Origin of the sequence: Aeromonas sp. S16(2024), assembly GCF_041403065.1 — a bacterium.
Taxonomy (GTDB): domain Bacteria; phylum Pseudomonadota; class Gammaproteobacteria; order Enterobacterales; family Aeromonadaceae; genus Aeromonas.
The window spans coordinates 110,422-136,272 of the sequence record NZ_JBGLQX010000010.1 but is presented as its reverse complement, the minus strand read 5'-3'; the positions used below and the strand labels follow the sequence as shown (position 1 = coordinate 136,272).

23 protein-coding genes are annotated in these 25,851 nt (G+C 60.2%); 12 read left to right on the top strand and 11 right to left on the bottom strand.

The window, feature by feature from the left end; translation table 11 throughout:
* Positions 1-151: 151 nt before the first annotated feature.
* From ACB030_RS09940 to putP, 6 genes are all read left to right on the top strand, one after another.
* A complete protein-coding gene (locus tag ACB030_RS09940; RefSeq protein WP_202046644.1) occupies positions 152-1,258 on the top strand; it encodes a 1-acyl-sn-glycerol-3-phosphate acyltransferase in 1,107 nt (368 codons plus the stop codon).
* Between the two features lie 300 nt (positions 1,259-1,558).
* Positions 1,559-2,029: a YhcH/YjgK/YiaL family protein gene (locus ACB030_RS09935; protein ID WP_042648911.1), complete on the top strand. Its 471-nt coding sequence runs from the start codon at positions 1,559-1,561 to the stop codon at positions 2,027-2,029.
* 328 nt (positions 2,030-2,357) lie between these two features.
* Positions 2,358-3,557 (top strand): acetate kinase, encoded by a 1,200-nt coding sequence (locus ACB030_RS09930; protein ID WP_371159436.1) that lies wholly within the window; start codon positions 2,358-2,360, stop codon positions 3,555-3,557.
* Between the two features lie 133 nt (positions 3,558-3,690).
* A complete protein-coding gene (locus ACB030_RS09925) occupies positions 3,691-4,932 on the top strand; it encodes a mechanosensitive ion channel family protein (protein ID WP_205642387.1) in 1,242 nt (413 codons plus the stop codon).
* A gap of 179 nt (positions 4,933-5,111) precedes the next feature.
* Complete coding sequence (locus ACB030_RS09920; RefSeq protein ID WP_371159434.1) at positions 5,112-6,038, top strand: L,D-transpeptidase family protein; 927 nt, start codon at positions 5,112-5,114, stop codon at positions 6,036-6,038.
* Between the two features lie 264 nt (positions 6,039-6,302).
* Positions 6,303-7,811 carry a sodium/proline symporter PutP gene (putP, locus tag ACB030_RS09915; protein WP_319912610.1) on the top strand — a complete coding sequence of 503 codons (1,509 nt, stop codon included), beginning with the start codon at positions 6,303-6,305 and terminating at the stop codon, positions 7,809-7,811.
* 61 nt (positions 7,812-7,872) lie between these two features.
* Here putP and ACB030_RS09910 read toward each other — a convergent pair whose 3' ends face one another.
* From ACB030_RS09910 to ACB030_RS09885, 6 genes are all read right to left on the bottom strand, one after another.
* Positions 7,873-8,463, bottom strand: coding sequence for an MliC family protein (locus ACB030_RS09910; RefSeq protein WP_371159431.1), 591 nt, complete (start codon positions 8,461-8,463; stop codon positions 7,873-7,875).
* A 126-nt stretch (positions 8,464-8,589) separates the two neighbouring features.
* A complete protein-coding gene (locus ACB030_RS09905; RefSeq protein ID WP_371159429.1) occupies positions 8,590-9,195 on the bottom strand; it encodes an NAD(P)H-dependent oxidoreductase in 606 nt (201 codons plus the stop codon).
* Between the two features lie 56 nt (positions 9,196-9,251).
* Positions 9,252-9,683, bottom strand: a complete 432-nt coding sequence (locus ACB030_RS09900) for a MerR family transcriptional regulator (RefSeq protein ID WP_371159427.1) — start codon at positions 9,681-9,683, stop codon at positions 9,252-9,254.
* A gap of 738 nt (positions 9,684-10,421) precedes the next feature.
* Entirely contained in the window at positions 10,422-12,347 is a 1,926-nt protein-coding gene (locus ACB030_RS09895; protein ID WP_371159425.1) for a restriction endonuclease, read from the bottom strand.
* A 306-nt stretch (positions 12,348-12,653) separates the two neighbouring features.
* Complete coding sequence (locus tag ACB030_RS09890; RefSeq protein WP_371159423.1) at positions 12,654-13,082, bottom strand: VOC family protein; 429 nt, start codon at positions 13,080-13,082, stop codon at positions 12,654-12,656.
* A 363-nt stretch (positions 13,083-13,445) separates the two neighbouring features.
* The gene (locus ACB030_RS09885; protein ID WP_371159421.1) at positions 13,446-13,808 is read right to left on the bottom strand and encodes a DUF2061 domain-containing protein; all 363 of its coding nucleotides are present in this window, start codon (positions 13,806-13,808) and stop codon (positions 13,446-13,448) included.
* Positions 13,809-13,988: 180 nt separating this feature from the next.
* Here ACB030_RS09885 and ACB030_RS09880 point away from each other — a divergent pair, with 180 nt between their 5' ends.
* Positions 13,989-14,195, top strand: coding sequence for a hypothetical protein (locus ACB030_RS09880; protein ID WP_005325909.1), 207 nt, complete (start codon positions 13,989-13,991; stop codon positions 14,193-14,195).
* Positions 14,196-14,276: 81 nt separating this feature from the next.
* Here ACB030_RS09880 and ACB030_RS09875 read toward each other — a convergent pair whose 3' ends face one another.
* From ACB030_RS09875 to ACB030_RS09865, 3 genes are read right to left on the bottom strand one after another with little or no spacing between them, the layout of a single operon-like run.
* Positions 14,277-15,131 carry a 23S rRNA (adenine(2030)-N(6))-methyltransferase RlmJ gene (locus ACB030_RS09875; RefSeq protein ID WP_371159419.1) on the bottom strand — a complete coding sequence of 285 codons (855 nt, stop codon included), beginning with the start codon at positions 15,129-15,131 and terminating at the stop codon, positions 14,277-14,279.
* The gene (locus tag ACB030_RS09870) at positions 15,125-15,586 is read right to left on the bottom strand and encodes a DUF2390 domain-containing protein (protein ID WP_162519175.1); all 462 of its coding nucleotides are present in this window, start codon (positions 15,584-15,586) and stop codon (positions 15,125-15,127) included. The genes ACB030_RS09875 and ACB030_RS09870 overlap by 7 nt, the downstream gene beginning before the upstream one ends.
* The gene (locus ACB030_RS09865; RefSeq protein ID WP_371159417.1) at positions 15,579-17,489 is read right to left on the bottom strand and encodes an ABC transporter ATP-binding protein; all 1,911 of its coding nucleotides are present in this window, start codon (positions 17,487-17,489) and stop codon (positions 15,579-15,581) included. The genes ACB030_RS09870 and ACB030_RS09865 overlap by 8 nt, the downstream gene beginning before the upstream one ends.
* A 152-nt stretch (positions 17,490-17,641) precedes the next feature.
* Between ACB030_RS09865 and ACB030_RS09860 the strand changes: the two genes are divergently transcribed.
* From ACB030_RS09860 to ACB030_RS09850, 3 genes are all read left to right on the top strand, one after another.
* Positions 17,642-18,052, top strand: coding sequence for a CBS domain-containing protein (locus ACB030_RS09860; RefSeq protein WP_371159415.1), 411 nt, complete (start codon positions 17,642-17,644; stop codon positions 18,050-18,052).
* Between the two features lie 317 nt (positions 18,053-18,369).
* Positions 18,370-19,440 carry a porin gene (locus ACB030_RS09855; RefSeq protein WP_205642375.1) on the top strand — a complete coding sequence of 357 codons (1,071 nt, stop codon included), beginning with the start codon at positions 18,370-18,372 and terminating at the stop codon, positions 19,438-19,440.
* 351 nt (positions 19,441-19,791) lie between these two features.
* Complete coding sequence (locus tag ACB030_RS09850) at positions 19,792-20,736, top strand: chemotaxis protein CheV (RefSeq protein ID WP_371159412.1); 945 nt, start codon at positions 19,792-19,794, stop codon at positions 20,734-20,736.
* Positions 20,737-20,853: 117 nt separating this feature from the next.
* Here ACB030_RS09850 and ACB030_RS09845 read toward each other — a convergent pair whose 3' ends face one another.
* Positions 20,854-21,462: an arylesterase gene (locus ACB030_RS09845; RefSeq protein ID WP_371159410.1), complete on the bottom strand. Its 609-nt coding sequence runs from the start codon at positions 21,460-21,462 to the stop codon at positions 20,854-20,856.
* Positions 21,463-21,519: 57 nt separating this feature from the next.
* Here ACB030_RS09845 and ACB030_RS09840 point away from each other — a divergent pair, with 57 nt between their 5' ends.
* The gene (locus ACB030_RS09840) at positions 21,520-22,245 is read left to right on the top strand and encodes an ABC transporter ATP-binding protein (RefSeq protein ID WP_043132953.1); all 726 of its coding nucleotides are present in this window, start codon (positions 21,520-21,522) and stop codon (positions 22,243-22,245) included.
* Positions 22,246-22,342: 97 nt separating this feature from the next.
* On the top strand, positions 22,343-24,784 hold the full coding sequence (locus tag ACB030_RS09835; RefSeq protein ID WP_371159408.1) for an ABC transporter permease: 2,442 nt from the start codon (positions 22,343-22,345) through the stop codon (positions 24,782-24,784).
* A gap of 146 nt (positions 24,785-24,930) precedes the next feature.
* On the opposite strand, the gene ACB030_RS09830 is transcribed toward ACB030_RS09835, so the two are convergent.
* On the bottom strand, positions 24,931-25,836 hold the full coding sequence (locus ACB030_RS09830) for a TIGR01777 family oxidoreductase (protein ID WP_371159406.1): 906 nt from the start codon (positions 25,834-25,836) through the stop codon (positions 24,931-24,933).
* Between the last annotated feature and the right edge of the window lie 15 nt (positions 25,837-25,851).

Here is a 25,851-nt window from a genome sequence, read left to right as displayed (position 1 = left end):
GGTTACCCAGGTTCTCTCGGCTTTTTCACGGCAAGATCGCACTATCTGTATGCCTCTCATACCCCTGACCCCAAAAGCGTGTAAAATTGCGCCCTGAATTTTCCCGGCCAGCAGCAGCTGGTCGCGACTCCATACATGCAAGGCTGACATTGTGACAGAAGTAGATAGATTCGCGGACATTCGCCCCTATCGCGATGACGAAGTGCCGGCTGCCATCGAGCGGCTGATCCAGGATGACGAGTTTATCGGCGCCATCGCCAAATACCGTTTCGGTTCCCTGATGAGCTGGCTGGGCTGGGCCATTCGCCCGCTGATCCGCCAGTTCCTGCGCCACAAGTGGGCCAAGGTCAGCACCGTTCATCAAGTGCAGATGGGGGTGACTCGTTACATGAGCCGCATGATCGCCACCTCCACCCAGGGGGTGAGCTTCTCCGGCCTCGAGAATCTGAAGAAGGAGCAGGGCTATCTGTTCGTCTCCAACCACAGGGACATCGCCATGGATCCGGCGTTCGTCAACTGGGGGCTGCACACCCATGGCTTCGACACCGTGCGCATCGCCATCGGCGACAACCTGCTGCGCAAGCCCTGTGCCACCGAGCTGATGAAGCTCAACAAGAGCTTCATCGTCAAGCGCTCCGCCAAGGGGCCGCGGGAGATGATGAAGGCACTCGGCGAGCTGTCTGCCTACATAGGCCAGTCGGTGCACGAAGGGCACTCCATCTGGATCGCCCAGAAGGAAGGGCGCGCCAAGAATGGCGATGACAAGACGGATCCTGCCATCCTCAAGATGTTCTACGTGGACGGCAAGAAGCAGAAGATCGACTTCGTCGACTACATGCGCAGCCTCAACATAGTGCCGGTCAGCATCAGCTACGAGCTGGATCCCACCGACAAGGCCAAGGCGCGCGAGCTCTACGAGAAGTCGGTCAACGGCAGCTACGAGAAGGGCGAGTTCGAGGACATCGAGAGCATAGTCGCCGGCATCGTCGGCCAGAAGGGGCGGGTACATGTCTCCTTCGGCGCCCCCATCACAGAAGGCTTCAGCGATCCGGACGAACTGGCCGCGCTCATCGACAAGGCGATCTGGAGCAGCTACCGCCTCTTCCCGGGCAACTACCTGGCCGCTGATGTGCCCGGCAAGGCCAGCACCATAGAGCAGACCGCCTTCCTGACCCGCCAGTCGGAGGTGCCGGAAGAACACAAGGCCATCTGGCGTGCCATGTACGCCAAGCCGGTGGAGAACGCCAGCAAGGTTTGAATGACGCCGATTCGGTGAAAAAAACGGGAGCAGATGCTCCCGTTTTTGCGTCTGGTCAAAGTCGGTGGCAATGGAGTAGTGAATAATATTGTTTCAACTGGTACGATCATCGGGTGAATGAGCGGGTATCTCTTGGCAAGGGGCGGGCGACTGTGCAACAGTGACCCGGCGCCAACAAGACGAACCAGGCGCTCTTCGAGTCTGCACGGATGGCAGACGACGCTGAATAAGGACCTTTAGGGGTCCTTTTTCATTGATGGACAAAGATAGACGGCAGATATACCTAAGGATGCGAACCCCATGATCACCGGCAGTCTGGATACCTTGCAACGCACCCCCTTGCCCGCGCCCCTGGCCCGCATCATGGCCGAGGTGGTGAAGAGTCTTGCCCACTGGCGTGAGGCGCCCCTTGGCAAGCAGGACATAGACGGCTTAAAGCTGTTCTGCCTGGTGAGTGAGGATCTGACCGAGCCGGTCGCGGATCGCCGCGGCGAGTTTCATGAGCAGTATCTGGATATCCAGCTGCTGCTGCGGGGGGAGGAGTGGATCGGCGTCGGGCCCCATGCCTATGTGAGCGACGGTGCCGATCATCCTCACCCCGATCTCTGGTTCGTCGATGACGACCAGACCAGTTATCTGGCGTTGCAGCCCGGCGACTTTGCCATCTTCTGGCCGGGAGAACTGCATCGCCCTCTCTGTACCCTGACTACCCCAGGCTTGGTGAAGAAGCTGGTCGTCAAGGTCCACCAGTCGCTGCTGACCTCGGTCTGAGCCGCAGCGCCGGGTGCCCGGGTACCCGCCACGACAGGGCCGCGTTGAATGCGCGCTGGCTTGTCCCGCATTGACGATTCGATGCGCGCGCCAGCCTCGGGGTCGGCGCCAGAGAGTTTGAAAGGATAAGCGCGCCTGGCCCAGAGTTGGCGGTCGGCGCCAGAGAGTTTGAGAATGATGAGCGCGCCAGACTATGGGTCGGCGCCAGACAGTTTGAAAAATTGGGCGCACTTTCCTGCGACCATAAGCCCCCGGCAGGGGAATCCCATCCACTTCTGGATGACACGACACTGTCGGCATAAAGCCGAAGCACAGGAAGATGTAGAACATGAGCAAGTTGGTATTGATCCTTAACTGCGGTAGCTCTTCCCTGAAATTTGCCGTAATGGACGCCGAAACAGGTGAGGACATGCTGTCCGGCCTGGCCGAATGCTTCAATCTGGATGACGCACGTATCAAATGGAAACTCCACGGAGTCAAGGGCGAGGCCATGCTGGGCGCCGGTGCCGCGCACCAGGCCGCCCTTGACCACATAGTGGGTCACATCCTGCCCCAGGATCCGACCCTCGCCGAGCAGCTGGTCGCCATCGGCCATCGCATCGTGCACGGTGGCGAGCAGTTCTCCCGCTCCGTGCGCATCGATGATGGCGTCATCGCCGGCATCGAGGCCGCCATTCCGTTCGCCCCCCTGCACAACCCGGCGCACCTCATCGGCATCCGTGCCGCCCTCAAGGTCTTCCCGGCCCTGGCCGAGAAGAACGTGGCCGTGTTCGACACCGCCTTCCACCAGACCTTGCCGCAGGAAGCCTACCTCTACGCGCTGCCCTACAAGCTCTATCAGGAGAACGGCATCCGTCGTTACGGCGCCCACGGCACCTCCCACCGCTTTATCGCCGAAGAGACAGCCAAGGCGCTGGGCAAGCCGCTGGCCGAGCTCAACCTCATCAACTGCCACCTGGGCAACGGTGCCTCCGTCTGTGCCATCAAGAACGGCGAGTCCGTCGATACCTCCATGGGCCTGACCCCGCTGGAAGGGCTGGCGATGGGCACCCGCTCCGGTGACATAGATCCCGCCGTGGTCTTCTTCATGCATGACCAGCTCGGCTACAGCGTGGACGAGATCAACCAGGTGCTGACCCGCGAGTCCGGCCTGCTGGGGATGACCGAAGCGAGCAGCGACTGCCGTTACGTCACCAGCAACTACGCCACCGACGCCGGCGCCAAGCGGGCGCTGGATGTCTTCACCTACCGGGTGGCCAAGTATGTCGGGGCCTACGCTGCCGCCATGGACGGTCGCCTGGATGCCCTGGTGTTCACCGGTGGTATCGGCGAGAACGCCGCCATGGTGCGCGAGATGGTGCTGGCACGGCTGGCCCTGTTCGGCTTCAAGGTCGATAAAGAGGCCAACAACGCCGCCGTGCTGGGCGGTGAAGGCCCCATCACCGCCGAAGGCAGCCGCCTGGCCCTAGTGATGCCCACTAACGAAGAGCTGGTCATCGCCCGCGATGCCCTGAGCCTGGTCGGCTAAGGCCACTTCGCAGCGAATCAACGCCCGGCCCCTGCCGGGCGTTGTCGTTTCTGGGGGGCATTGAGCGGCCTGTCATTTGACATGAGGGGCCAGATACGTACCCTGACCGCAGTTTCACATCGCGGAGGTAGAGATGAAGGAGATATTTTTCAACTGGTTGTCAGGCCTGGGTGTCGATGTGACCCCCATGATGGCGCTGGTGATCGCCCTGGGCTTCATCGTGCTGACCGCGTTGGCACTGCACCTGGTGCTGCACCGCATCCTGCTGGTGCGTCTGGTGGGGCTGCTCGGCAAGACCAAGCAGGTGTGGCTGCCGCCCCAGTTGCAGCAGCGGCTCTTCTACCGGCTCGCCTTCGTGCTGCAAGGGGCCGTGTTGCTCGGTCAGGCGGAGATCTGGCTGCCCAGGGAGTCCGACAGCCTGCAACTGATCGAGATGCTGGCCCAGCTCTGGATCCTGTTGTTCCTGCTGCTGGCGCTGTTCGCCCTGCTCGACTGCCTGCTGTCGGTGAGCCGTTATACCCGGCTCGGACGGGATCTGCCCCTGCGCGGCATCTTCCAGGGGGTGAAACTGGTGGCCAGCATACTGGTCGGCATCCTGATGATAGCCCTGCTGCTCGGCAAGTCGCCGCTCTTCCTGTTCAGCGGTCTGGGGGCCATGACCGCAGTGCTGATGCTGGTGTTCAAGGACCCCATCCTCGGCCTGGTGGCCGGGATCCAGCTCTCCGCCAACCGCATGCTGAGCGTCGGTGACTGGCTACAGATGGACAAGTACGGCGCCGATGGCGAGGTGACCGACATCGGCCTCACCACGGTCAAGGTGTCGAACTGGGACAAGACCATCACCACCATTCCCACCTATGCCCTCATCTCCGACTCCTTCAAGAACTGGCAGGGGATGACGGAATCCGGTGGTCGGCGCATCAAGCGCAGCGTCAACATCGACATGACCAGCGTGCGCTTCCTGACCTCTGAGGAGCAGATGCAGCTCAAGCAGGCCAAATTGCTGGCGCCCTATCTCAGCCGCAAGGAGCAGGAGCTGAGCAGCTACAACCAGCAGCTGAGCGACGCCATCAGCTGCCCCATCAATGGCCGTCACCTCACCAACCTCGGCACCCTGCGCGCCTACCTGGATGCCTACCTGCGGGCCCACCCCGGCATTCGCAAGGACATGACCCTGATGGTGCGCCAGCTGGCACCGACCTCCGACGGCCTGCCGCTGGAGATCTACTGCTTCACGGCGACCACCGCCTGGGCCGATTACGAAGGGATCCAGGCCGATATATTCGACCATATAGTCGCCATTATCGGGCAATTTCATCTGCGGTTGCATCAATCTCCAACCGGTTATGACATGCATGCCTGGAAGAACGGGTGATTTGATTCTTGTTGCAGGATGAGGCCAGGGGAAAACGCCATATTAATCATCGACCCGTCACCACGTGTCGGTTGAAATTTGCGGTGCAGAGGAGAAAAATGGCGGCCTTCTCTTCGCCCCGGGCGCGCACGCCCCGGCCTGGCCAGAGTCCTGAATCACCCCAATATCACAGGAAAGTTATGAAGCTCCTCCACAACACGGCGGCTGCACTGTGCTGCAGCCTGCTCCTGACCGCCACGCCCGTGCTTGCCGTCGAATATGCCCTGCCTGCGGCCAACAGCCGCCTGGTGGGCGAGAACCTGGAATACGTGGTGCCGGCCGAAGAGGCGGGCCAGCCCCTGGAAGCGGTCGCCGCCAAGTTCCAGCTCGGTTTGACCAACATGCTGGAAGCCAACCCCAAGGCGGATCCCCTGCTGCTGCAGGCGGGCGAGAAGCTGGTCGTGCCGCACCAGCTGATCCTGCCGGATGCCCCCCGCGAGGGCATAGTGCTGAACGTGGCCGAGATGCGCCTCTACTACTACCCGAAAGGCAAGAAGGTGGTGGAAGTGCTGCCCATCGGCATCGGCCAGCTCGGCACCGACACCCCGGAAGACTGGGTGACCAGCGTGCAGCGCAAGAAGGCGGGCCCGACCTGGACCCCGACCGCCAAGATGCACGCCGAGTATGCCGCCCGTGGCGAGACCCTGCCTGCGGTCTGGCCGGCCGGCCCGGACAACCCCATGGGGCTGTTTGCGCTCTACATCGGCAAGATGTACGCCATCCACGGCACCAATGCCCAGTTCGGCATCGGCCTGCGGGTGAGCCACGGCTGCGTGCGGCTGCGTAACGACGACATCGAGTATCTGTTCAAGCAGGTACCGGTCGGCACCCGCGTCCAGTTCGTGAACCAGCCGATCAAGGCCTCGGTCGAGCCGGATGGTCGTCGCTATCTGGAAGTGCACCAGCCCCTCTCCCGCAGCCAGGAGGAGTTCAACTCCAGCCTGCCGGCACCCTTGCCCATGTCCACCGCGGTGACCCGTTTCATCGCCCACGCGGACAGCGACTCCCAGCTGGTCAAGCAGGCCCTGGAGCAGCGTAGCGGCATGCCCATCGCCATCAACCGCTGATCCGGTTGCCCTCGATGTCGAGCCCCGGCCAAGGTCGGGGCTTTTTTATGATGCGTAAAGGAGGGTAAGTCTTTGCAGTGTCGGGATAAAATCCGGCCTAACCGCTCTTGATTGGTTACTTGATTAGGTGTGAAACGTTTTCTCTGTGTTTTTTATTTGTTAAAAGTGGTTGTGATCAGGCGATCTGCTGATTAATCTAGGCCGGTTTTTTAAGGAAGAGCCCGTCGCGAGAACGGGTACAAGAGTCACATAACGGAGTTTTGAATGACAGCTAGCACCCCAATGCTCATCACCTTTCTGGTGTACATCCTGGGTATGGTCCTGATCGGCTTCATCGCCTATCGCGCCACCCAGAACTTTGACGACTACATTCTCGGCGGCCGCCGCATGGGGAGCTGGGTGACCGCCCTCTCCGCCGGGGCCTCCGACATGAGTGGCTGGCTCCTGATGGGCCTGCCGGGCGCCGTCTTCATCGGCGGCATCTCCGAGAGCTGGATCGCCATCGGCCTCACCATAGGTGCCTACTTCAACTGGCGCTGGGTGGCCGGTCGGCTGCGGGTTCACACCGAGAAGAACCGCAACGCCCTGACCCTGCCGGACTACTTCACCTACCGTTTCGAGGACAAGAGCCGGGTGCTGCGCATCCTCTCCGCCCTGGTGATCCTGCTGTTCTTCACCATCTACTGCGCCTCCGGCGTGGTGGCCGGTGCCCGCCTGTTCGAGAGCACCTTCGGCATGAGCTATGACACCGCCCTCTGGGTCGGTGCCGCGGCCACCATCACCTACACCTTCTTCGGCGGCTTCCTCGCGGTGAGCTGGACAGACACGGTGCAGGCCACCCTGATGATCTTCGCCCTGATCCTGACCCCGGTGTTCGTCATCATCGCGGTCGGCGGCATCGACACCGCCATGGTGCAGGTGGCGGCGCAGAACGCCAGCAACCTCGACATGTTCAAGAACCTGGACTTCATCGCCATCATCTCCCTGATGGCCTGGGGCCTGGGGTACTTCGGTCAGCCGCACATACTGGCGCGCTTCATGGCGGCGGACTCCCACCACTCCATGGCCAGCGCTCGTCGCATCAGCATGACCTGGATGGTGTTCTGCCTCGGCGGCGCCGTGGCCATCGGCTTCTTCGGCCTCTCCTACTTCTCCACCTTCACCGAGCAGGCCGCCGGCGTCACCGGCAACCCGGAGCGCGTCTTCATCGAGCTCTCCAAGATACTGTTCAACCCCTGGATTGCCGGCGTGCTGCTCTCCGCCATCCTGGCGGCGGTGATGAGTACCCTGAGCTGTCAGCTGCTGGTCTGCTCCAGCGCCATCACCGAGGATCTCTACAAGCCCTTCCTGCGCAAGAATGCCTCCCAGAAAGAGCTGGTGTGGGTCGGCCGCGCCATGGTGCTGGTGATCTCCCTCATCGCCATCGCCGTGGCCGTGAACCCGGAGAACCGGGTACTGGGGCTGGTGAGCTACGCCTGGGCCGGCTTCGGTGCCGCCTTCGGCCCCGTGGTGTTGCTCTCGGTGCTCTGGTCCCGCATGACCCGCAACGGCGCCCTGGCCGGCATGCTGGCCGGTGCCCTGACCGTCATCGTCTGGAAACAGTTCGGCTGGCTGGGCCTGTACGAGATCATTCCGGGCTTCGTCTTCGCCACCCTGGCGATAGTGGTGTTCAGCCTGCTGGACAAGGCGCCCTCCAAGGCCATGCTGGATCGCTTCGCCGAGGCAGAGCAGGAGTTCCAGACCCCGATGGCCGAGGCTATAGCGGTGAAATAACCCCTGTGACCGCTAACAAAAAGCCCCGCAACTGCGGGGCTTTTTCATGGGAGGGGTGGGCTTATTGGCCGCTGACGCGGCACTGCCGGGCGGCTTGGTCATAACGCTCCAGCCTGGCTTCCTTCCCCTTGGTCAGCAGCGTGAGATTCTGCCCCTCGTAACGGGCGCCGCTGGCGCTGGGGGCTTCAAAGGCGAGCACCTGCGACTGCTGCGTCCCCTCGCTCAGGTTGATCACGGCGGCGGGCCGCTTGGCCTCGTTGTAGAAGTAGGTCGAGAGCCGGATCCCGCCGTCGCACTGGTAGTCGACCGGGCTTGGCACCCTCAGCTGCCCCCCCTTTATCTGCAGCTCTGTGATGCGCAGCTGGTAGCTCTCCTCCACGCATTGGCGCGAGTCGCTCTCTTTCCAGCACTCGTTGCGCCCCTTGATCCAGCCGCGCTGCATCGCCTTCTCCGTCTTCTGCTGCTCGGCCGACAGCTGGCTCATCGCCTTGGGGTAGAGGGCGGCGAGTTCGTTATCCAGCGCCGCCAGCCCGGCGTCCTGGCAGACAAGCTGCTCGGCCGCGCTGTGGGCCTTGGCACAATCAAAGGAAGGGGTGGCGGCACTGGCCAGCAGTGGCATCAAGGCGAGGGTGCCCAGCAACATCTTGGTCATCGAAAAGGCTCCAGCAAGAGGGGATTCCCACTTACTACAGCACAAGGGCGCCGGGCCGCCGAGGACTTTTTCACCCCTGGCTCCCTTGCCCGCCTCTTTGGGCACCGATGCCGACAACAATGGTCATCAGGATCGCCGCCGCGCCAGCCGCTGTGCATCACTGCGGGCCGCGGCGGCGGTACGGCCCAGCCAGCGCTGTCGCTCCCGCTCGCTGGCGGTATGGACAGGCCCCAGATGCTGGCGATGGGTCAGCCGGATGCCGCACAGCCCCAGCACCGGCTTGGCGAGGGTGCGCTCGACGGGGGAGCCCAGCCACCAGCGGTAGTACCAAACAGGGCTGTCCATGGTGAGCAGCAGGCGCGCCGTCTTGCCGGCGAGCAGGCGCTCGGGAAGCGCCTTGCCTTCCTGATAGCGAAAGGCAAACCCCGAGAGCAGCACCCTGTCCAGCAACCCCTTGAGCCGGGCCGGCAGGTGGCCCCACCAGAGGGGGGCGACGATCACCAGATGGTGGGCCTGCTTCAGGCTCTGCTGCAATGCCTGCAGATCGGGCTCGAGGGGCTGCGTCTCGTCATAGCCATGGTGCAGATCCGGCTCGAAGGCGAGCTCCCCCACGTGATGCAGGGTGACCTCTGCGCCGCCCTCCTCGGCGCTGCGGGCATACTCCCTGGCCAGGGCATGGCAGAGGCTGTCGGGTTTGGGGTTGCCGTTGATGATAAGTAGCTTGGGTGTCATGGCGTGGCTCCTGATGAAGTGAGCCCCCATTACACCCCTTGTCCCATGGGACAGAGTCAAGCCACCTTGTGCGCCTGCCCTGCATCCCTCTGATGAAGCTGCGATTCGGGGTCGCGTGGGACGGGGTCGCCATACCGGCAGGGGTGCTGCGCGAGCAACTCGGCGCATTGGGTCAGGGATTGATGCTGGCGTTGCAGCCTGACCACCTCGGCCTCGATCTGCGCCAGCTTGCCCGCGATAAGCTGCTCCACCTTCTGCCAGGGAAACTCGGCGAGACTGGTGAGGCCCGCCAGCAAGGGGACCAGCTCGCCCAATTTGCAGCCGAGCTGCTGGGCCTCGCGGATAAAGCCGACCCACTCCAGATCCTCGGCCCGGTAGACGCGATACTTGCCGCGCCGCCTGGGCTCGGGCAGCAGCCCGAGCTGCTCGTAGAGACGGACAGCCTTGGGAGTGGTGCCCGCCAGCCGGGCAAATTCGCCGATATACATGGTGCTGCTCGCAAAGGTGGTGTGAAAGGAGCCCACTATAGGCCAGCGGCAGGGGGGAATGCATCCCCACGGGGCCTTGGATGTGGCTTTGCCCCATAGCATGCGAGGGCGTTGCCCTCGACGGGGTTTCGCCCGCCCTTCGGGCCGGGGCGAGTGACTTTGGAAAGACCCAAAGTCACCAAAGGTCTTCTCCCCCAGCAAGCCGTCCGCTTCGCGGATTCCCTCGCCTCCTTCATCGGGTCGGACGGATCGCCGCACACGGCACATCCCTGTGCCGCCTGCGGCTGCGCCGTCGTCCATGACGGCGCTCCTGACCCGCTAAACTCGGCTCGGCGGCTTTCAGGGGGAAACAATACCCTGCCTGTCTGCGGCGCAGTGAGGTGTGCCGCAGGGGCGGGATATGGCCGAGCTGACCCGTGATGGGGCCGCAGCAGGTGCTGGTGGACTGGTGATCGCCAATATAAGCAAATATGGGGTCATCATCGGAAAACTCATAAATCCAGCTTATAGTGACTCCGGCGAGCCAGACAGGGCCACTAGGTGGCCGAAAAGGGCTCCCCAAGGAGATTTCCCGATCCTTGCTTATATAGCGGCTGGGTTATAGATGATGGTCAGAATACGCTGCGCTAATCAAACCTACTTGCTTTGCCAAAGGAAATCCCTATTCACACTGCTTATAACAATCACCTATGGAGTGGTTGAAAAAAAACGTCAAAAATTAATTTTTTGCTAAGTACATTATGGACTCATCATCTTTTTTAATTCATCAATTGTGACTGGTTCTGTAATATTCAATTGCCCAACATATTGTTTTGATGACTCACGCCAATTTACACCAAAGGAAATTTTGTAATTATCAAGCCAATATTTGTCTGTGATGACTTGGAATTTGTTGTGAATATTTACCTCTAGAGTGGACATAATTTTTTTTGATATTAAATGAATTTCATCAAGGATGTTTTTTGTTGTTTTATGTTCAATCCCATCAATGTTTGGTATTATATTAAAATGAAATAGTTGTTTGCTTTTTTCTACTTCTATCTTGAGCTCATCAACTTTATCCATGCCTAATATTATGCATTTTATGTTTTCCATTTCGGCGTCAGAAACATTATCTGTATTTATTATAAACTCGATCAAAAAAAGACGAGAGTATGGCAATATAGGGCTGGGTATGTTTTCAGGATAAGAAGTAATTTCACCGCAAATATATTTCACTTTTTCTGGTAATTCAAAAGGATCAGAACCTTTTATAGCAATCATATGCCTTGCTGTACTCGGAGGTATTATTTTGACGTCATTTATTTTTGATAATTCATGAGAGATTGAAGATCTCTTTTCTAACCATTCTTCTTCGCTTGGCATTTTTAATATATGGTCTAATGATTCAGAATTTCTTTGTCTTGGAATAGATAGATAGCCAAGTAGCGCATGATGTAGCCAACCACATATCATTTCATTATCAACATACCATTCTGACTTTTCATCTGGAGTTGGTATGTTTTTATATGGCCAAACATCAAATTTTTTGATTACGCAAAAAATGGATTGTTGCCATTGCAATTTTCTCTGTTCAATAATGGCCAGTTTTGTAAGCTGCTCACTCCATCCAATACGACTTATTAGTATATGGTCGAGGCAAATATTTAATTCTTTATTAAATAATCTAATGTATTCAGCTTCTGAAACTCTAGCATCGTTAACACTAGTCCAATTCTTGGATCTATGAGTATCAATAAACTCATATTCGGTGCCAAAAAATGATTTTGTTTTTACGAAGCTAATTGGTTTAACATCAAGCTCTAACCTTGAACCGTCCTGAGTATTAGGCCTATTGACTATATGAGGTGTGCCAAATCGAATAGTAAATGAACTTAAACTTAGTTGTGTCCATGTTGATAGAATGTTTGCTAAGTTCTGTATTAAATCATTGATTTCTATTAATGTGTTTAATCCTTCAACTGTTATCGCTGAAAAAGAGAATAATGAGTTGGCACCCTCTTCACATGTTAGTGGTACTGGCGCTTTATATGGCTCAAATATTCTTGTATCTAGAAATATTTTGTTGATGGAAAACTTTAAATGGTTTAACGAATTTCTAAAATCGGTTAGAAGAATTGTGATATCTTGCTCTTCTGCATGATCATTAATAATGTATGGAAGATCATTTTCATGCTCTCTTATCAAGATTGGGAAGTTAATGGTTAATAATTTCCTTATAAATGACTCGCCATCAAACCAAATTGATCTTAACAAAGGATTATCTAAAACAATAGAACATAACATATCGCCATCTATAAAATTTAGATTAAAAGTTGGATAGTTGTCTAGATATTCTCTTTTGGCTTGTGGTGAAATTTTAGCATTTGTAATAAAAATACCATTTTTATAGTTGAATTTAATTAAAGCCATTGGGAGTTCGGATAACTCTCTGCTACTACAGACTAACTCAGAGTTATTATGATACTTACATTGCACTAGTAACTTTTCGCCTGATTGGTTTTCCGCATATAGATCTCTGCCACCATCACCGGGACCATCCATTTTTTTTGTATTAGTACAGCCTAAGGAAAACAAAATGTCTGCACTTAAATCAACTAAAAGTTTTGGGTCTAAAATTTCAGTTAATTTCTCTTTAGGGTTTTCTGGACCTTTATAGCTCATATTTCACTACCTATTGGCTTATGCACTTAATAGTGACTAGAATGAAAGTAGGACTAATTTTATAATTAAATTACATGTATGATTCCGTATCGACGCTTTTACCGTGATGGAGTATTTATTTAAAAGCATCATATTACCATTTTGGCTCTGTATCTGTTCATATTCGAATGACTTCCTTTCTAGGATTTTCCTTTATCACTGTAAAAGTACAGCAATTAGAAAATCAGGACATCACTATGTTGAGTGAGGCGTAGTCACCTTGTTGCTCCATGGCAAGGTTCGCCTTACTGGTCTTCTATTCTTTTTCTAAAACCGAATCACCACTGAACTCGCGCTGCGCGCTGCCTCGCCGTGATATACCGCTTCGATATTATTGCCGTCCGGGTCGAGGACAAAGGCGGCGTAGTAGCCGGGGTGATAGACCCGCTCGCCGGGGGCGCCATTGTCCTGGCCGCCGTGGGCCAGCGCTGCGTGGTAGAAGCGATCCACCATGGCCCTGTCTTGCGCCTGAAAGGCGAGGTGATGACGGCCGGTCAGCACCCCAAGTGCCGCCGGGCTGTCGATGGCGGTGACAAACAGCTCGTCTGCCCAGAAGTAACCCTCACCCGCGCCGCCTATGGACACATCGAGGGCGGCCAGCGTGGCCGTGTAAAAGCGCTCGCTGGCAGCAAGATCCTTCACCACCAGCTGGAGATGGTCGATCAGCCGACCCCGATGCAGCGTTTGTGTTTCCATGCACAGCCTCCACTCAGAAATTTTTGGAAAAGAAACCGCTCTGTTTGCTGGTTACTGCTTTTAGGCAAGCTACCGCCCCTGAATGTCAGTTTCCAGTGTGCTGCTGTTTGGCTGCGCTTGAGGGCTGGCGTGGCTCATGGGTGACTCCGATGAGGGATGTATTGCCATTCGGGTATGTTAGCTGGGGTGGCGCCGAGGGGAAGGGCAGGGTGATGGATTTTCGGGCGGGATCAAAGAATGAGTCGCTATGGCAAGGGGAGTGTCGGTGTCGTCGAGCTCTGAGCCCCTCACGGGGCCGGTTTCCTCCTTTAGGCCAGCACCTGCTATAGCCGCTCGTGAAAGGGAAGGGCTGGTCGCCCTCCCTTATGCCAGCGCCAGTTGCTGGCGGTTGCGCCACAGCCGCTCGTGGAAGAAGAACACCACTGTATTGATGGCAGGTTCGATCAGTGCCATCACGCCGCCGGTGAGCAGCTCGCCGCTCAGCAGGTAGGCGACGGCGAAGGCCACCGAGAAGTGCACCAGGGCGAAGCTGCTGGTCTTGGCCTGCAGGCTGTGGTCGGGTTTGAGCTTGTGCCAGCCAAGGTCGTGGAAGTAGAAGGCGACCGTGTTGACGGCGGGCTCGATCAGGGCGATCAGGCTGGCGGTGAGCAGTTCGCCGGTCAGCAGGTAAGCCACTGTGAAGGCGACACTGAAGTGCAGGATGGCGAAGCTGATGGTCTTTTTCATGATGGTGTCTCCTCTGGCGATGAAGGCAGTATCACCCAGAATTACATCAAATGAAAACTATTCTCATCTATCAGCTAAATAGAAAAAGCCTATCGACCGAGGGAGAAGCCACCAGATTGGGAGTTGCCTGGGGCCACAACGGCGCTAGAGTGTGCCTTTTGCCATGAAAAAGGAGCTTTCATGACCATTAATGCCAACATCTATGTGCTGTTTATCCTGCTGCTGATGATCGTCGTCGGCGTCGTGGCCTGGCGACTGGCCCGGCGCAAGAGCCGCCACCCCGTGCTTGTCACCGTCCTGTGCGTGCTGCTCTGCCTGGTGCCGCCCTTCGCCCTGCTGGCGCTGCTCATTCTGGCGCTCTGGCGAGATATGCCCGTGAGGGCCTGAGGCGAGCGGCGTCATCCCGGCAACGGCAGACAGAGAAAAGCCCCTTTCGGGGCTTTGTCATGTTTGCGGTCGGTAAGGGGTTCAGTCGGCTGTCTTGTTGAGCCACTCCACCCTGTACTGGGCGCCGGCGCCCTGGGCCAGCTTGGCGCACAGGGGCTTGAGGAAGGCTTCGATCTGCTCGTCCAGCATCCAGGGGGGGCTGATGATCAGCATGCCGGAGCCGTTCATGCCCCAATCGGCGGTCTGGCCGGCCACTTCCAGCTCTGCCACCAGGACGTTGCCGAAGTTTTCCCGCTTGATCGCTTTGAGCATTTCGCGGGACTTGTCCGCCTCCTGCCCGAGGATGGGATACCAGAGGGCGTAGATGCCGGTGGCCCAGCGCTTCTGTGCTTTTTTAAGGGTATCGACCACGGCGAAGTAATCTTCCTTGAGCTCATAAGGAGGGTCGATGAGCACCAGGCCGCGGCGCGGCGTCGGCGGCAGCAGGGCGACCAGTCCCTCGAAACCGTCACGGTGGTGGACGGCGACGCGGGGGTCATAACCCATGTTGGCACGAAGATCCTCCACCTCGTTGTTGTGCAGCTCCATCAGGGCCAGCTTGTCCTGCTCGCGGATAAGGCGGCGCGACAGCTCGGGGGAACCCGGGTAGTAGTGCAGCTGACCATCGCTGTTCATCTCTTCGATGACGCCAAGATAGGGGGCCATGGCAGACCACTGGGCCCGCTCGTCCCACAGGCGGCCTATGCCGTCGGCGTACTCCGCCTTCTTCTGGGACCAGTCGCCGCGCAGGTCATAGAGACCGCCGCCGGCATGGGTGTCCAGCACGATGAAGGGCTTCTCCTTCTTCTTGAGGGACTCGATGATCAGGGCCTGGACGGCGTGTTTCAGCACGTCGGCATGGTTGCCGGCGTGGAAGGCGTGGCGGTAGCTCAGCATATTAGGTCTCTGAGGGGGCCCTGCTGGGCACCCAGTAACGATAGATAGTTCAACAGGTTGTGGCTCTTGCCACGAAACAGGGAGAGGCCGCGCAGGGTCTGCAGCAAGACTCCCTGTTGCAGCCGCTCCAGCTCCAGCTCGTGGGCCAGCATGGCCTGATACTCTTCCTCGGCCAGCCGCGCCTTGGCTTGCTGGCGCAGGGTGCGCCAGGGGAGCAGCACCGCCTCGGTCTGAACCAGGGCCGGTTGCAGATCGGTGAGGTCGACCGGGATGCCGAGCAAGTCCAGATGATGCAGCAGGAGCGCCAGGTTGACGTTGCCCCCCTGGCTCTGCACCTCGAGCCAGTCCTGGCTGCGCTGGCCATAGACCTTGCCGCTCCAGTGCCAGAAGCCGAGCGGCGTCGGCAGCTCGTGCACGGCGACCCGCTCGCTTGCCATCAGCTGTTCGTCACGCAAAGAAGGCCTGCTCCATGGTTTCCAGCTCCTCAGAGAGGCTCATCCACTCCAGCTCCACCTCTTCCAGCTGCTCCTTGAGGGGGCCCTGGGACTTGAGCAGCTCGGAGAGCTTGCCCTTGGCGCTCTCTTCGTAGATGGCGGGATCGGCCAGCTGGCTCTCGATGTCGCCAAGCTTGCCCTGCAGCTTCTCCATGCTGGCCTCGAGTTTCTCCAGCTTCTGGCGCAGGGGCCGGGTCTGCTGGCGGAACTGGGCCTCGAGCCGCTTCTGATCCTTGCGTGCCACCGCCGAGTTGGCGGAGACGGGGCCGTCCACCGGCTTGGCGTTGGCCTCTTTCTCCTGCTCCCCGAGCCACTTGTGGTAGTCGTCCAGATCGCCGTCGAACGGCTCGACCCGGCCACCGTGGACCAGATAGAAGTCATCCGTGGTGGTGCGCAGCAGGTGACGGTCGTGAGAGACCACCACCATGGCGCCCTCGAAGCCTTGCAGCGCCATGGTCAGGGCGTGGCGCATCTCCAGATCCAGGTGGTTGGTCGGTTCATCCAGCAGCAGCAGGTTCGGCTTTTGCCAAGTGATGAGGGCCAGCACCAGCCGCGCCTTCTCGCCACCGGAGAAGGGGGCCACCTTGTCCAGCGCCTTGTCGCCGTGGAAGCCGAAGCTGCCGAGGTAGTTGCGCAGCTCCTGCTCGGACTTGTCCGGGGCGAGGCGGGCCAGGTGATCGAGGGGGGTGTCGTCCAGGCGCAGGGTTTCGAGCTGATGCTGGGCGAAGTAGCCGATGCTGACCCCGGCGCTCACCTCCAGCTTGCCGGAGAGCGGCGCATTGGAGCCCGACAGCATCTTGATAAAGGTGGACTTGCCGGCGCCGTTGCGCCCCAGCAGGCCGATGCGCGAGCCCGGCACCAGGTTCATCTTTATCTTCTCCAGGATCACCTTGTCACCGTAACCGGCGCACAGGTTCTCCATGGCGATGAGGGGGGTCGGCAGGGCCGAGGGCTCGCGAAACTCGAAGCTGAACTCGGAGTCGGCGTGGGCGGGCAGGATCTTCTCCATCCGCTCCATGGCTTTCAACCGGCTCTGGGCCTGACGGGCCTTGGAGGCCTTGTAGCGGAAGCGGTCCACATAGGCCTGCATGTGGGACATCTCCCGCTGCTGCTTCTCGTACATGGACTGCTGCTGGGCCAGCTGCTCGGCGCGCTGCAGCTCGAAGTCGGAGTAGCCGCCGGTGTATTCGTTGAGCTTGCCGTTCTCGATGTGGATGATGCGGTTGATGACCGAATCGAGGAAGTCGCGGTCGTGCGAAATCAGCACCAGCGTGCCCTGATAGCCCTTGAGCCACTTCTCCAGCCAGATGACGGCGTCGAGATCCAGGTGGTTGGTCGGTTCATCGAGCAGCAGCAGATCGGAGCGGCACAGCAGGGCCTGGGCCAGGTTCAGGCGCATGCGCCAGCCACCGGAGAAGCTCCTTACCGGCGAGTCGAGCTGATCGCCACCAAAGCCCAGCCCGTGCAGCAGCTCGGCGGCGCGGGCGCGGATGCTGTAGGCGCCTATGGTGTCGAGCCGGCCGTGCAGCTCGGCGACCAGGAGGCCATTGTCATCCGCCTCGGCCTGGGCCAGCTGGGCTTCGAGGGCGCGGAACTCCTTGTCGCCATCGACCACGTACTCCAGCGCGGAGCAGTCCAGCGCCGGGGTCTCCTGGGCCACGCCGGCAATCTGCCAGCCGGCGGGCAGACTGAAGCTGCCGTTGTCGATGGCCAGCTCGCCCCGCACCAGCGCAAAGAAGGTGGACTTGCCACAGCCGTTCTTGCCCACCAGGCCCACCTTGTGGCCGGGGTGTATGGTGGCGGACGCGTTGTCCAGCAGCGTGCGGCCGCCGCGGATCAGTTCGATTTGACTGGCAACTATCATGGATGGATCTGCTTGGCTCAATGAAGGGGAGAAACTGGCGCGGATCTTACGTGAAATGACTCGGATTTGCACTTGAGGCAGGGGGACATGGCTGGCTGCGGCAAGAAAAACGTGCCATAACAGAGACATCTGTCAGGGGGCAGGAGGCTTCCATGTTGATTAAAGAGATCATGACGACCCGGGTTGCGACCGTTTCCATGGATGACAGGCTGGGTGTCATCAAGGCGATCTTCGAGCAGGCCCACTTTCGCCACCTGCTGGTGCTGGAAGATGACGTGCTGGTGGGAGTCATCTCGGACCGGGATCTGCTGCGCGCCCTCAGCCCCTATCTCGACACTGATGCCGAGATGAACCGCGACACCGAGACCCTCAACCGGCGGGCCCACCAGATCATGAGCCGCCAACCCATCACCATCTCCCCCGAATCGTCCTTGCCGGAAGCCGCCGCCATCATGCTGGAGCAACATGTCTCCTGCCTGCCGGTACTGGAAAACGGCGCCCTGGTGGGCATCGTCAGCTGGAAAGACCTGCTGCGCGTCATGCAGGACTGGCAACCTGCCTGAGGCATCCTTGGGGCGAGTGGAACCCGCCCCGTCAGCCTTTCAGTGACCCCTCCTCGATACAAGCGTCTGCCATCTTGAGTTATGGCATCTCCATTGCTCTGAATTATTCATTTATTCGGTTTAAAATTCTTAAATAACCTGACCTTATGACACTTAGTGTCGCGGCAAGCGGGTTGAATCGAGTATTTCTAATTAATCGCCCCCAGCTTCAGTTCCCATCAAGGTTCGCAGATCTACCCTAGGTCATCGGAAATGAACCCGATTCAAAATGACAACGACCGAGCACAGGTCTGGTTTACACCTCAGAGGAACGAACAATGAAAAAGACAGCATTGACGATGGCCATCTCCAGCCTGCTGCTGGCCGGTGGTGCACAAGCTTCTACCGTTTACAACCAGGATGGTACCAAGCTTGACATCGGTGGCCGTGTTCAAGGCATGTACTACGGTAGCGACAACGACGACGAGAGTGGCGATCAGAGCTACCTGCGTCTGCGCATCGGTGGTGAGACCCGCATCAACGAAGAAACCGTCGCCAACGGCTTCGTCGAGTACAACGTACCGACCAACAGCTCCGACAACGAGCTGCGTTATGCCTACGTTGGCATCAAGAACGATCGTTTCGGCGCCTTCAGCTACGGTCGTCAGGACGGTCTGATTGCCAAGGCCGTTAACGACTACACCGACGTTCTGCCGGAGTGGGGCGGAGATGGCCTGGGCAAGGGTACCGAAGTGTTCGGTACCGGTCGCACCAACGGCCTGGCCCAGTACATCTACACCTTCGACGGTCTGGTGCTGGGTGCCCAGTTCACCGGCGAGAACGAAGCGCAGAACGAGAGCGCGTCCAGCTGGACCAAGGGCTCCGAAGAGGGCTACGCCCTGTCTGCCAACTACAACTTCGACATGGGCATCAGCCTGGGTCTGGCCTATAACCAGGCCGGCAAGACTGCCGATCAGGCTGCCAACTCCAACTTCGGTGGCAGCGACGACGCCAAGCTGACCGCCGTCGGTATCAAGTACAACGCCAACAACCTGTACGCTGCCGCGACCTACGCCTACGGCGAAGACCACGTCTACGTGAATCAGGGTGGCAACGGCGGTTATGCCTCCGAGAGCAACGGTTACGAAGCCGTGGTTCAGTACACCTGGGGTCAGTGGAAGCCGTCCCTGGCGTACAACCGCCTGGACGTGAAAGATTCCGACCAGAACATTGACGACACCCTGACCGAGTACGTCTCCATCGGTGCCTGGTACAACATCAACGACAACTTCGACGTCTACGTTGATTACAAGGCCAACCTGCTGAGCAGCGACGGTTCTGACGGGTACAACAAATTTGGCCAGAACACCGACGACGTCGTTGGCGTGGCCATGCAGTACCACTTCTAAGTCGTTCCCTGACTGCCTACTGTATTTTTTGACCGGCCGCCTCGCGGCCGGTTTTTTTTATGGGCGCAGTTTAAGGTGTGCTCTTTCTCGGCCATCAGGCGCAATCCCGGGTTCAGCATTCTCCCCTCCTGGTCGATAACTCTCTATGTCGGGTCGATGGCGATGAGGGGCTGCCGGCATGAGGCTATGGGGTGAGGATCACGACCCGTGGTCAAGATCCTATCTTTTCTCGACCCTTTTCATTATTTCTATAGAGACTTGCGTTGCTCCTGCCGGGGGAATGCGGGTCTGGTTGGCATGCTGGCGCCCCATCGCGGGGCGGCACTCGGAAAACGGACGTAAGGGCTTTATATGGCGAGCATATTGGATTCAGTGGATCAACGTACCCAGCTGGTGGGGGAGAATCGCCTGGAGTTGCTGATGTTCCGGTTGGGTACCCAGCAGCTGTTTGCGATCAACGTCTTCAAGGTGCGGGAGGTGGTGAAGCTGCCCCATCTCAACAAGATGCCGGGCTCCCATCACAACATCAGCGGGGTGGCGAACATCCGCGGTGTCTCCATTCCCGTCATCAACCTGCGCGGTGCCATCGGCATGCGTCCCATGGCGGTCGACAACGAATCCAACCTCATCATCACCGAATACAACCGCACCATTCAGGGGTTCCTGGTGGGGCAGGTGGCCCACATCGTCAACATGACCTGGAAGGACATATTGCCGCCCCCCCGTTCGGCGGGGCGCGCCAACTACCTCACCGCCATCACCCGCATCCCGGAGGGCGGGGTCGACCAGATTGTCGAAATCATCGACGTGGAGAAGGTGCTGGCGGAGATCATCACCTATGACATCCGCATCTCGGCGGAGGTGCTGGACAAGGAGATCCTGCCCCAGATGCAGGGGCGCCGGGTGCTCATCGTCGATGACTCCAGCACGGCACGCAATCAGGTGCGCGAGACCCTCGCCCAGCTCGGCCTCGAGGTGATCGAGTGCCAGGATGGGCTGCAGGCGCTCAAGCTGCTCAAGGGGTGGTGCGATGCGGGCAAGAAGGTGACCGACGAGATCATGCTGATGATCACGGACGCCGAGATGCCGGAGATGGATGGCTATCGCCTGACCCACGAGGTGCGCAGCGATCCGCGCATGGCCGATCTATTCATCACCCTCAATACCTCACTGAGCGGCAACTTCAACGAGGCCATGGTCAAGAAGGTGGGATGCGACCGCTTCATCTCCAAGTTCCAGCCTGATCTGCTGGTCGGGGTCACCCAGGAGCGGATGCGCCAGATCCTGGGGGCTTGAACCCGACTCAAAGGCTTATCGCCTGGGGTCAACCCCCAAGCCAGCCCGATAACAGAACACCCGCCTTGGCGGGTGTTCTGTTTTGGCGGACAGTGGGCCAATGCCGTTCCCCTGGGGTTACTGGGTCAGCAGGGGCTCGATAAAGCGGGCGACCCGGTCGCGGATCTGGGGCTGCGCCGCCGCCGTGGGGTGGAGCCCATCGTTCATCATGAGTTCAGGGCGCAGCACAATATCATCGATAAAGAAGGGCATCAGCGGCAGGTCATTGGCCTGCGCCAGCTCCGGGAAGATCTGCTCGAACTGCTGCAGGTAGCGGGCGCCATAGTTGCGGGGCAGCTGGATCTGGGTCAGCACCGTCTTCGCCTGGCTGGCCTTGGCCAGCTCCACCATCTTGGTGAGGTTGGCCCGGGTGATGGCGGGGGCGAAGCCGCGCAGGCCATCGTTGGCCCCCAGCTCGATCAGCACCCAGTCAGGCTTGTGCTCCTCGAGCAGGGCAGGCAGGCGGGCCAGCCCCCCCTGGGTGGTTTCACCACTGATGCTAGCGTTGATGAGCCTGTGCTCGCCACCCTGCTGCTGCCACTTCTCATTGAGCAGGGCAGGCCAGCTCTGTTCGGCCGGCATCTGGTAGCCGGCGCTCAGGCTGTCCCCCAGTACCAGCAGGGTTTGCGCCTGGACCGATGAAATCCAGCAACACAGGCAACTCAAGACGAACAAGACACGGGTCATGCATTCAACTCCCAGGATCTATTGTCATTACAGGTTAAGGCAAACAGGAAACGCATCATGAGTTCAACGCCCATTATCACCGTCAGGGGGCTCGGCAAAACCGTTCGCCTCGGCCAGGAAAGTCTCACCATCCTTGAAGGGATCGATCTGCAAGTCAATACCGGCGAGACGCTGGCTCTGGTCGGCGCCTCCGGATCCGGCAAGTCCACCCTGCTCGGCCTGCTGGCCGGACTCGACCTGCCGAGCAGCGGCGAGATAGAGATCCTGGGCCAGTCCCTGACCCGGCTGGACGAGGAGGGGCGGGCCAGATTGCGCGCCGAGCAGGTGGGGTTCGTGTTCCAGTCCTTCCTGCTGCTGCCCACCCTGAGCGCCCTGGAGAACGTCATGCTGCCGGCCGAGCTGCGCGGCGAGACCGACTGTGAGCCCAGGGCCCGCGAGCTGCTCACCCAGGTCGGGCTGGCCGAGCGACTGCACCACCTGCCGCCGCGCCTGTCCGGGGGGGAACAGCAGCGCGTCGCCATAGCCCGTGCCTTTATGACCCGCCCCAGCCTGCTGCTGGCGGACGAGCCGACCGGCAACCTCGACAGCAAGACGGGAGAGACGGTGATCGAGCTGCTGTTTCGTCTCAACCGCGAGCACAACACCACCCTGGTGGTGGTGACCCACGATCATGAGCTGGCCCAGCGCTGCCAGCGGCAGCTGGTGATGGCGGCGGGACGGCTGGAGGCAGATGCGCCAGCATCTGAAGCCACCTTGGCTCCCCGTGTCAGGGAGCTGTCATGAATCAATGGCGATTGGGGTTCACGTTAATGTGTGGGGAAGGCGTCAATGACAAGTTGCTGCCCGGACTGACGCAGGCGCCGGGCATGGGGAGCAAGTCATGAATCAATGGAGACTGGGTTTAAAGCTGCTGCGCCGGGAAGGCTTCAGCGGGGAGCTGCGCTGGTTCGTGCTGGCGCTGGCCCTGAGCGTGGCCTGCGTGCTGAGCGTGGCCCTGGTGGCGGATCGGCTGGATGCGGGGCTCAAGGCCTCGGGCCGCGACTTCATCGGGGCGGATCGGGTGCTGCGCTCCGCCACACCGGCGCCCGAAGCCTGGCTCGCCCAGGCGAAGCAGGAGGGGCTCCTCGTCCAGACCACGGTCAGTTTCAACAGCATGCTGTTTCACGGCGACGGCCTGCAGCTGGCGTCCATTCGCGCCGTGCCGAGCGATTTCCCCTTCTATGGCAAGCTGGAGCTGATGCCCCAGCGTGCCCCTGCGCCCGGCGAGATCTGGCTCTCCGCCCGGGTGATGCAGTTGCTCGGTGCCAAACTCGGGGACGAGCTGGAAGTCGGCAACACCAGATTGAAGGTGGCGGGGGAGCTGGGCCAAGAGCCGGATCAGGGCTTCAGCCCCTTCCAGATGGCGCCAAGGGCGCTGATCCACAGCGCCGATATCGAGGCAACCGGCGCCCTCTTGCCGGGCAGCCGCCAGCAGTGGCGCTATCTCATCAAGGGGCCCAGGGAGGGGGTAGCCCGCTATGAGCGCTGGCTCAAGCCCAAGCTGACGGCGGGGCAGAAGCTGATCAAGCCCGACGATCAGGGCTCCCAGGTCGGCAAGTCCTTGGCCAATGCCGAGCGCTTCTTCCGCCTGGCGTCCCTGGCCGGCGTGCTGCTGGGGGCCCTGGCCATGGGCATAGCGGTGCGCCACTTCGCCGAGCGCCAGACCAACATGGTGGCGCTGCTCAAGACGCTGGGGGCGTCGCGGCGTACGCTCTGGCAACTGATGGGGACCCTCCTCGCCTCCCTGACCCTGATAGGTGCCCTGATCGGCCTGGTGGCGGGGAGCGCCATGCAGTGGCTGACGCTGCAACTGCTGGGGGATCTGCTGCCAGCTGATCTGCCACCCCCCTCCTGGCGCCCCTTTGCCCTGGGTCTGGCGGTCGCCTTCTTCATCACCCTGCTGCTGGCCTTCATCCCCTTCCTGCGCCTGCTCAAGGTGCCGCCGCTGCGGGTGCTGCGCCGGGAGCTGGAGGCGGGCATTCCCCCCTGGCTGACGGTGCCCGTGGGCCTGCTCGGTCTGTTCGCCCTGGTCTGGGGCTTTACCGCCGATGTCAGGCTGGCGCTCGGGCTCATCGGGGGCATGGGGCTGCTGATGGTGCTGCTGGCGCTGCTGGCCTCCGGGCTGTTGCGACTCGGTGGTCGGCTCAAGGGGCCCCATGCCCTGCGTCTGGCCATCAGCCACCTCTCCCGCGAGCGCGGCAGCGGCCTGTTCCAGCTGGCGGGCTTTGCCCTGGCGCTCATGCTGTTTGGACTCCTGTGGGCGGCGCGGGTCGATCTGCTGGATGATTTTTCCGCCCGCCTGCCTGCGGATGCCCCCAACCGCTTCCTGGTCAATGTGGCCGACGGGGAGCGCGACGGCATACTGGCGGACTTGCACAAGGCCGGGGCTATCACCTCGGACTTCTACCCCATGGTGCGTGGGCGTCTGACCCGGATCGCCGGTCAGGCGGTGGGTGAGGATGCGGCCCGGGAGGGGGTGAACCGCGAGCTCAACTTCACCACCACGGCGACCCTGCCCCCCGACAACCAGGTCACCTCGGGCCAATGGCTCGGCGGCAAGGGGGAGGTCTCCGTCGACGAGGTGCTGGCGGGCCAGCTCGGCATCGCCCTGGGGGACGCCCTCAGCTTCACCATAGAGGGGCGCAGCTTCGAGGCCAGGGTGACCAGCCTGAGGTCCATCAAGTGGGACAACATGCGGCCTAACTTCTACATGATCTTCTCGCCGGATGTGCTGGCCCCCTTCTCCCAGACCTGGCTTGGCAGCTATCGTCTGCCGCCTGAGGGGCGCAGCGCCGAGGTGGAGCTAATCCGTCGCCACCCCACGGTGAGCCTCATCGACGTGGAGGATCTGATTGGGCGGCTGACCCTGGTCTCGGATCAGGTGAGCCGGACGCTGGGGCTGATGCTGGGGCTGGTGACGGTGGCCGCCCTGCTGGTGCTGCTGACCCAGACCCAGGCCAGCATGGCCCATCGGCGCCGGGAGCTGCTGCTGATGCGCACCCTGGGGGCGGGCAGTGCGCTGCTCGAGAAGATGCTGCGCTGGGAGCTGGTGGCGAGCGGCGCCCTGGCGGGGTTGTGCGCCGCCATGGTGGTGGAGATCTGCTCCTTTGGCCTGCAGTGGTGGTGGTTCGATGGCCAGTGGCAGTTCCATTGGGCCATCTGGGCCGGCCTGCCCTTGCTGGGAGCCCTGCTGGTGACCCTGGCCGGTCAGGGCATGCGCCGCCAGCTGCTGGCAGGCACCCTGAGCGACCGGCTAAGAGGCCTGGGGCAGGGGCTGCTGTAGGGTCGATTAGCCACGAAGTGGCGTAATCGGACTAAGGGGGATGCTGATGCTTGGTTGCCAGCTACGCGAGCATCCGATGACTAATCGATCCTGCCCCCTTCTCTCAAACAGCGCCCGGCCTTGGCCGGGCGCTGTTTTTATGGGGCTCAGCGCGGGGCTTGCAGCAGGTTGCCGAGGGCCTCGGGGAGGGCTGGATAGGTGAAGTGGAACCCCGCCTCCTGCAGGCGTGCGGGCAGGACCTGCTGGCCGGTGAGCAGCAGATCCGCCGCCTCGCCCATCAGCAGTCGAAGCAGCTGGGCTGGCACGAAGAAGAGGTGCGGGCGATGCAGTGTCCGGGCCAGGGTCTGGCTGAACTGGCGATTGCTGACCGGCTGCGGGGCCGTGCCGTTGAAGATCCCCTCGCACTCGTCGTGCTCGAGCAGGAACAGCATGGCCCGCACCAGATCCTGCACGTGGATCCAGCTCATCATCTGGCTGCCCGTGCCCATGGGGCCGCCGAGCCCCAGCCGATAGGGAGGCAGCATCCTGGGCAGGGCGCCCCCATCGGTGCCGAGCACCAGGCCGATGCGCACTACGCAGACCCGGGTCTGGGGGCTGCGGGCCTGCAGGGCCAGCTGCTCCCACCGCTGGCAGAGCCGGTGGGTGAACTCGTCGTGGGGATGGTGGCAGCGCTCGTCCAGGGGCTCATCCCCCTGGCGGCCATACCAGCCGATGGCGGAGGCGTTCAGCAGCAATCTGGGCGGCGTGCTGGAGAGCTTGAAGAGATCCACCAATTGTTCGGTCAGCAGCCAGCGGCTGTTGCACAGCAACTGCTTGCGGGATTCGCTCCAGCGGCCACTGGCGATGGGCTCGCCGGCCAGATTGATGACGATGTCCACATCGTTGAGGTGGTCCAGCCGGTCCAGGTTGTCCAGCAGAGTGACGTCATGGCCAAGCAGCTCATAGGCCCGGCTGCCCTGACGGGTCAGCACCACCACCTCGTGTTGCACCTTGAGGTGTGCCACCAGGCGGCGGCCGATAAAGCCCGTACCTCCCGTGATCAGTATCTTCATGTCCTGCCTCCCAGA

Bases quoted from the DNA above. Each gene is read 5' to 3' on its own strand.
- ACB030_RS09830 (WP_371159406.1), bottom strand. From the start codon at position 25,836: ATGAAGATACTGATCACGGGAGGTACGGGCTTTATCGGCCGCCGCCTG.
- ACB030_RS09905 (WP_371159429.1), bottom strand. From the start codon at position 9,195: ATGACACCCAAGCTACTTATCATCAACGGCAACCCCAAACCCGACAGC.
- ACB030_RS09880 (WP_005325909.1), top strand. From the start codon at position 13,989: ATGACCATTAATGCCAACATCTATGTGCTGTTTATCCTGCTGCTGATG.
- ACB030_RS09885 (WP_371159421.1), bottom strand. From the start codon at position 13,808: ATGAAAAAGACCATCAGCTTCGCCATCCTGCACTTCAGTGTCGCCTTC.
- ACB030_RS09930 (WP_371159436.1), top strand. From the start codon at position 2,358: ATGAGCAAGTTGGTATTGATCCTTAACTGCGGTAGCTCTTCCCTGAAA.
- ACB030_RS09890 (WP_371159423.1), bottom strand. From the start codon at position 13,082: ATGGAAACACAAACGCTGCATCGGGGTCGGCTGATCGACCATCTCCAG.
- ACB030_RS09855 (WP_205642375.1), top strand. From the start codon at position 18,370: ATGAAAAAGACAGCATTGACGATGGCCATCTCCAGCCTGCTGCTGGCC.
- ACB030_RS09900 (WP_371159427.1), bottom strand. From the start codon at position 9,683: ATGTATATCGGCGAATTTGCCCGGCTGGCGGGCACCACTCCCAAGGCT.
- ACB030_RS09895 (WP_371159425.1), bottom strand. From the start codon at position 12,347: ATGAGCTATAAAGGTCCAGAAAACCCTAAAGAGAAATTAACTGAAATT.
- putP (WP_319912610.1), top strand. From the start codon at position 6,303: ATGACAGCTAGCACCCCAATGCTCATCACCTTTCTGGTGTACATCCTG.
- ACB030_RS09845 (WP_371159410.1), bottom strand. From the start codon at position 21,462: ATGACCCGTGTCTTGTTCGTCTTGAGTTGCCTGTGTTGCTGGATTTCA.
- ACB030_RS09840 (WP_043132953.1), top strand. From the start codon at position 21,520: ATGAGTTCAACGCCCATTATCACCGTCAGGGGGCTCGGCAAAACCGTT.
- ACB030_RS09910 (WP_371159431.1), bottom strand. From the start codon at position 8,463: ATGACCAAGATGTTGCTGGGCACCCTCGCCTTGATGCCACTGCTGGCC.
- ACB030_RS09875 (WP_371159419.1), bottom strand. From the start codon at position 15,131: ATGCTGAGCTACCGCCACGCCTTCCACGCCGGCAACCATGCCGACGTG.
- ACB030_RS09850 (WP_371159412.1), top strand. From the start codon at position 19,792: ATGGCGAGCATATTGGATTCAGTGGATCAACGTACCCAGCTGGTGGGG.
- ACB030_RS09865 (WP_371159417.1), bottom strand. From the start codon at position 17,489: ATGATAGTTGCCAGTCAAATCGAACTGATCCGCGGCGGCCGCACGCTG.
- ACB030_RS09925 (WP_205642387.1), top strand. From the start codon at position 3,691: ATGAAGGAGATATTTTTCAACTGGTTGTCAGGCCTGGGTGTCGATGTG.
- ACB030_RS09920 (WP_371159434.1), top strand. From the start codon at position 5,112: ATGAAGCTCCTCCACAACACGGCGGCTGCACTGTGCTGCAGCCTGCTC.
- ACB030_RS09860 (WP_371159415.1), top strand. From the start codon at position 17,642: ATGTTGATTAAAGAGATCATGACGACCCGGGTTGCGACCGTTTCCATG.
- ACB030_RS09835 (WP_371159408.1), top strand. From the start codon at position 22,343: ATGAATCAATGGAGACTGGGTTTAAAGCTGCTGCGCCGGGAAGGCTTC.
- ACB030_RS09935 (WP_042648911.1), top strand. From the start codon at position 1,559: ATGATCACCGGCAGTCTGGATACCTTGCAACGCACCCCCTTGCCCGCG.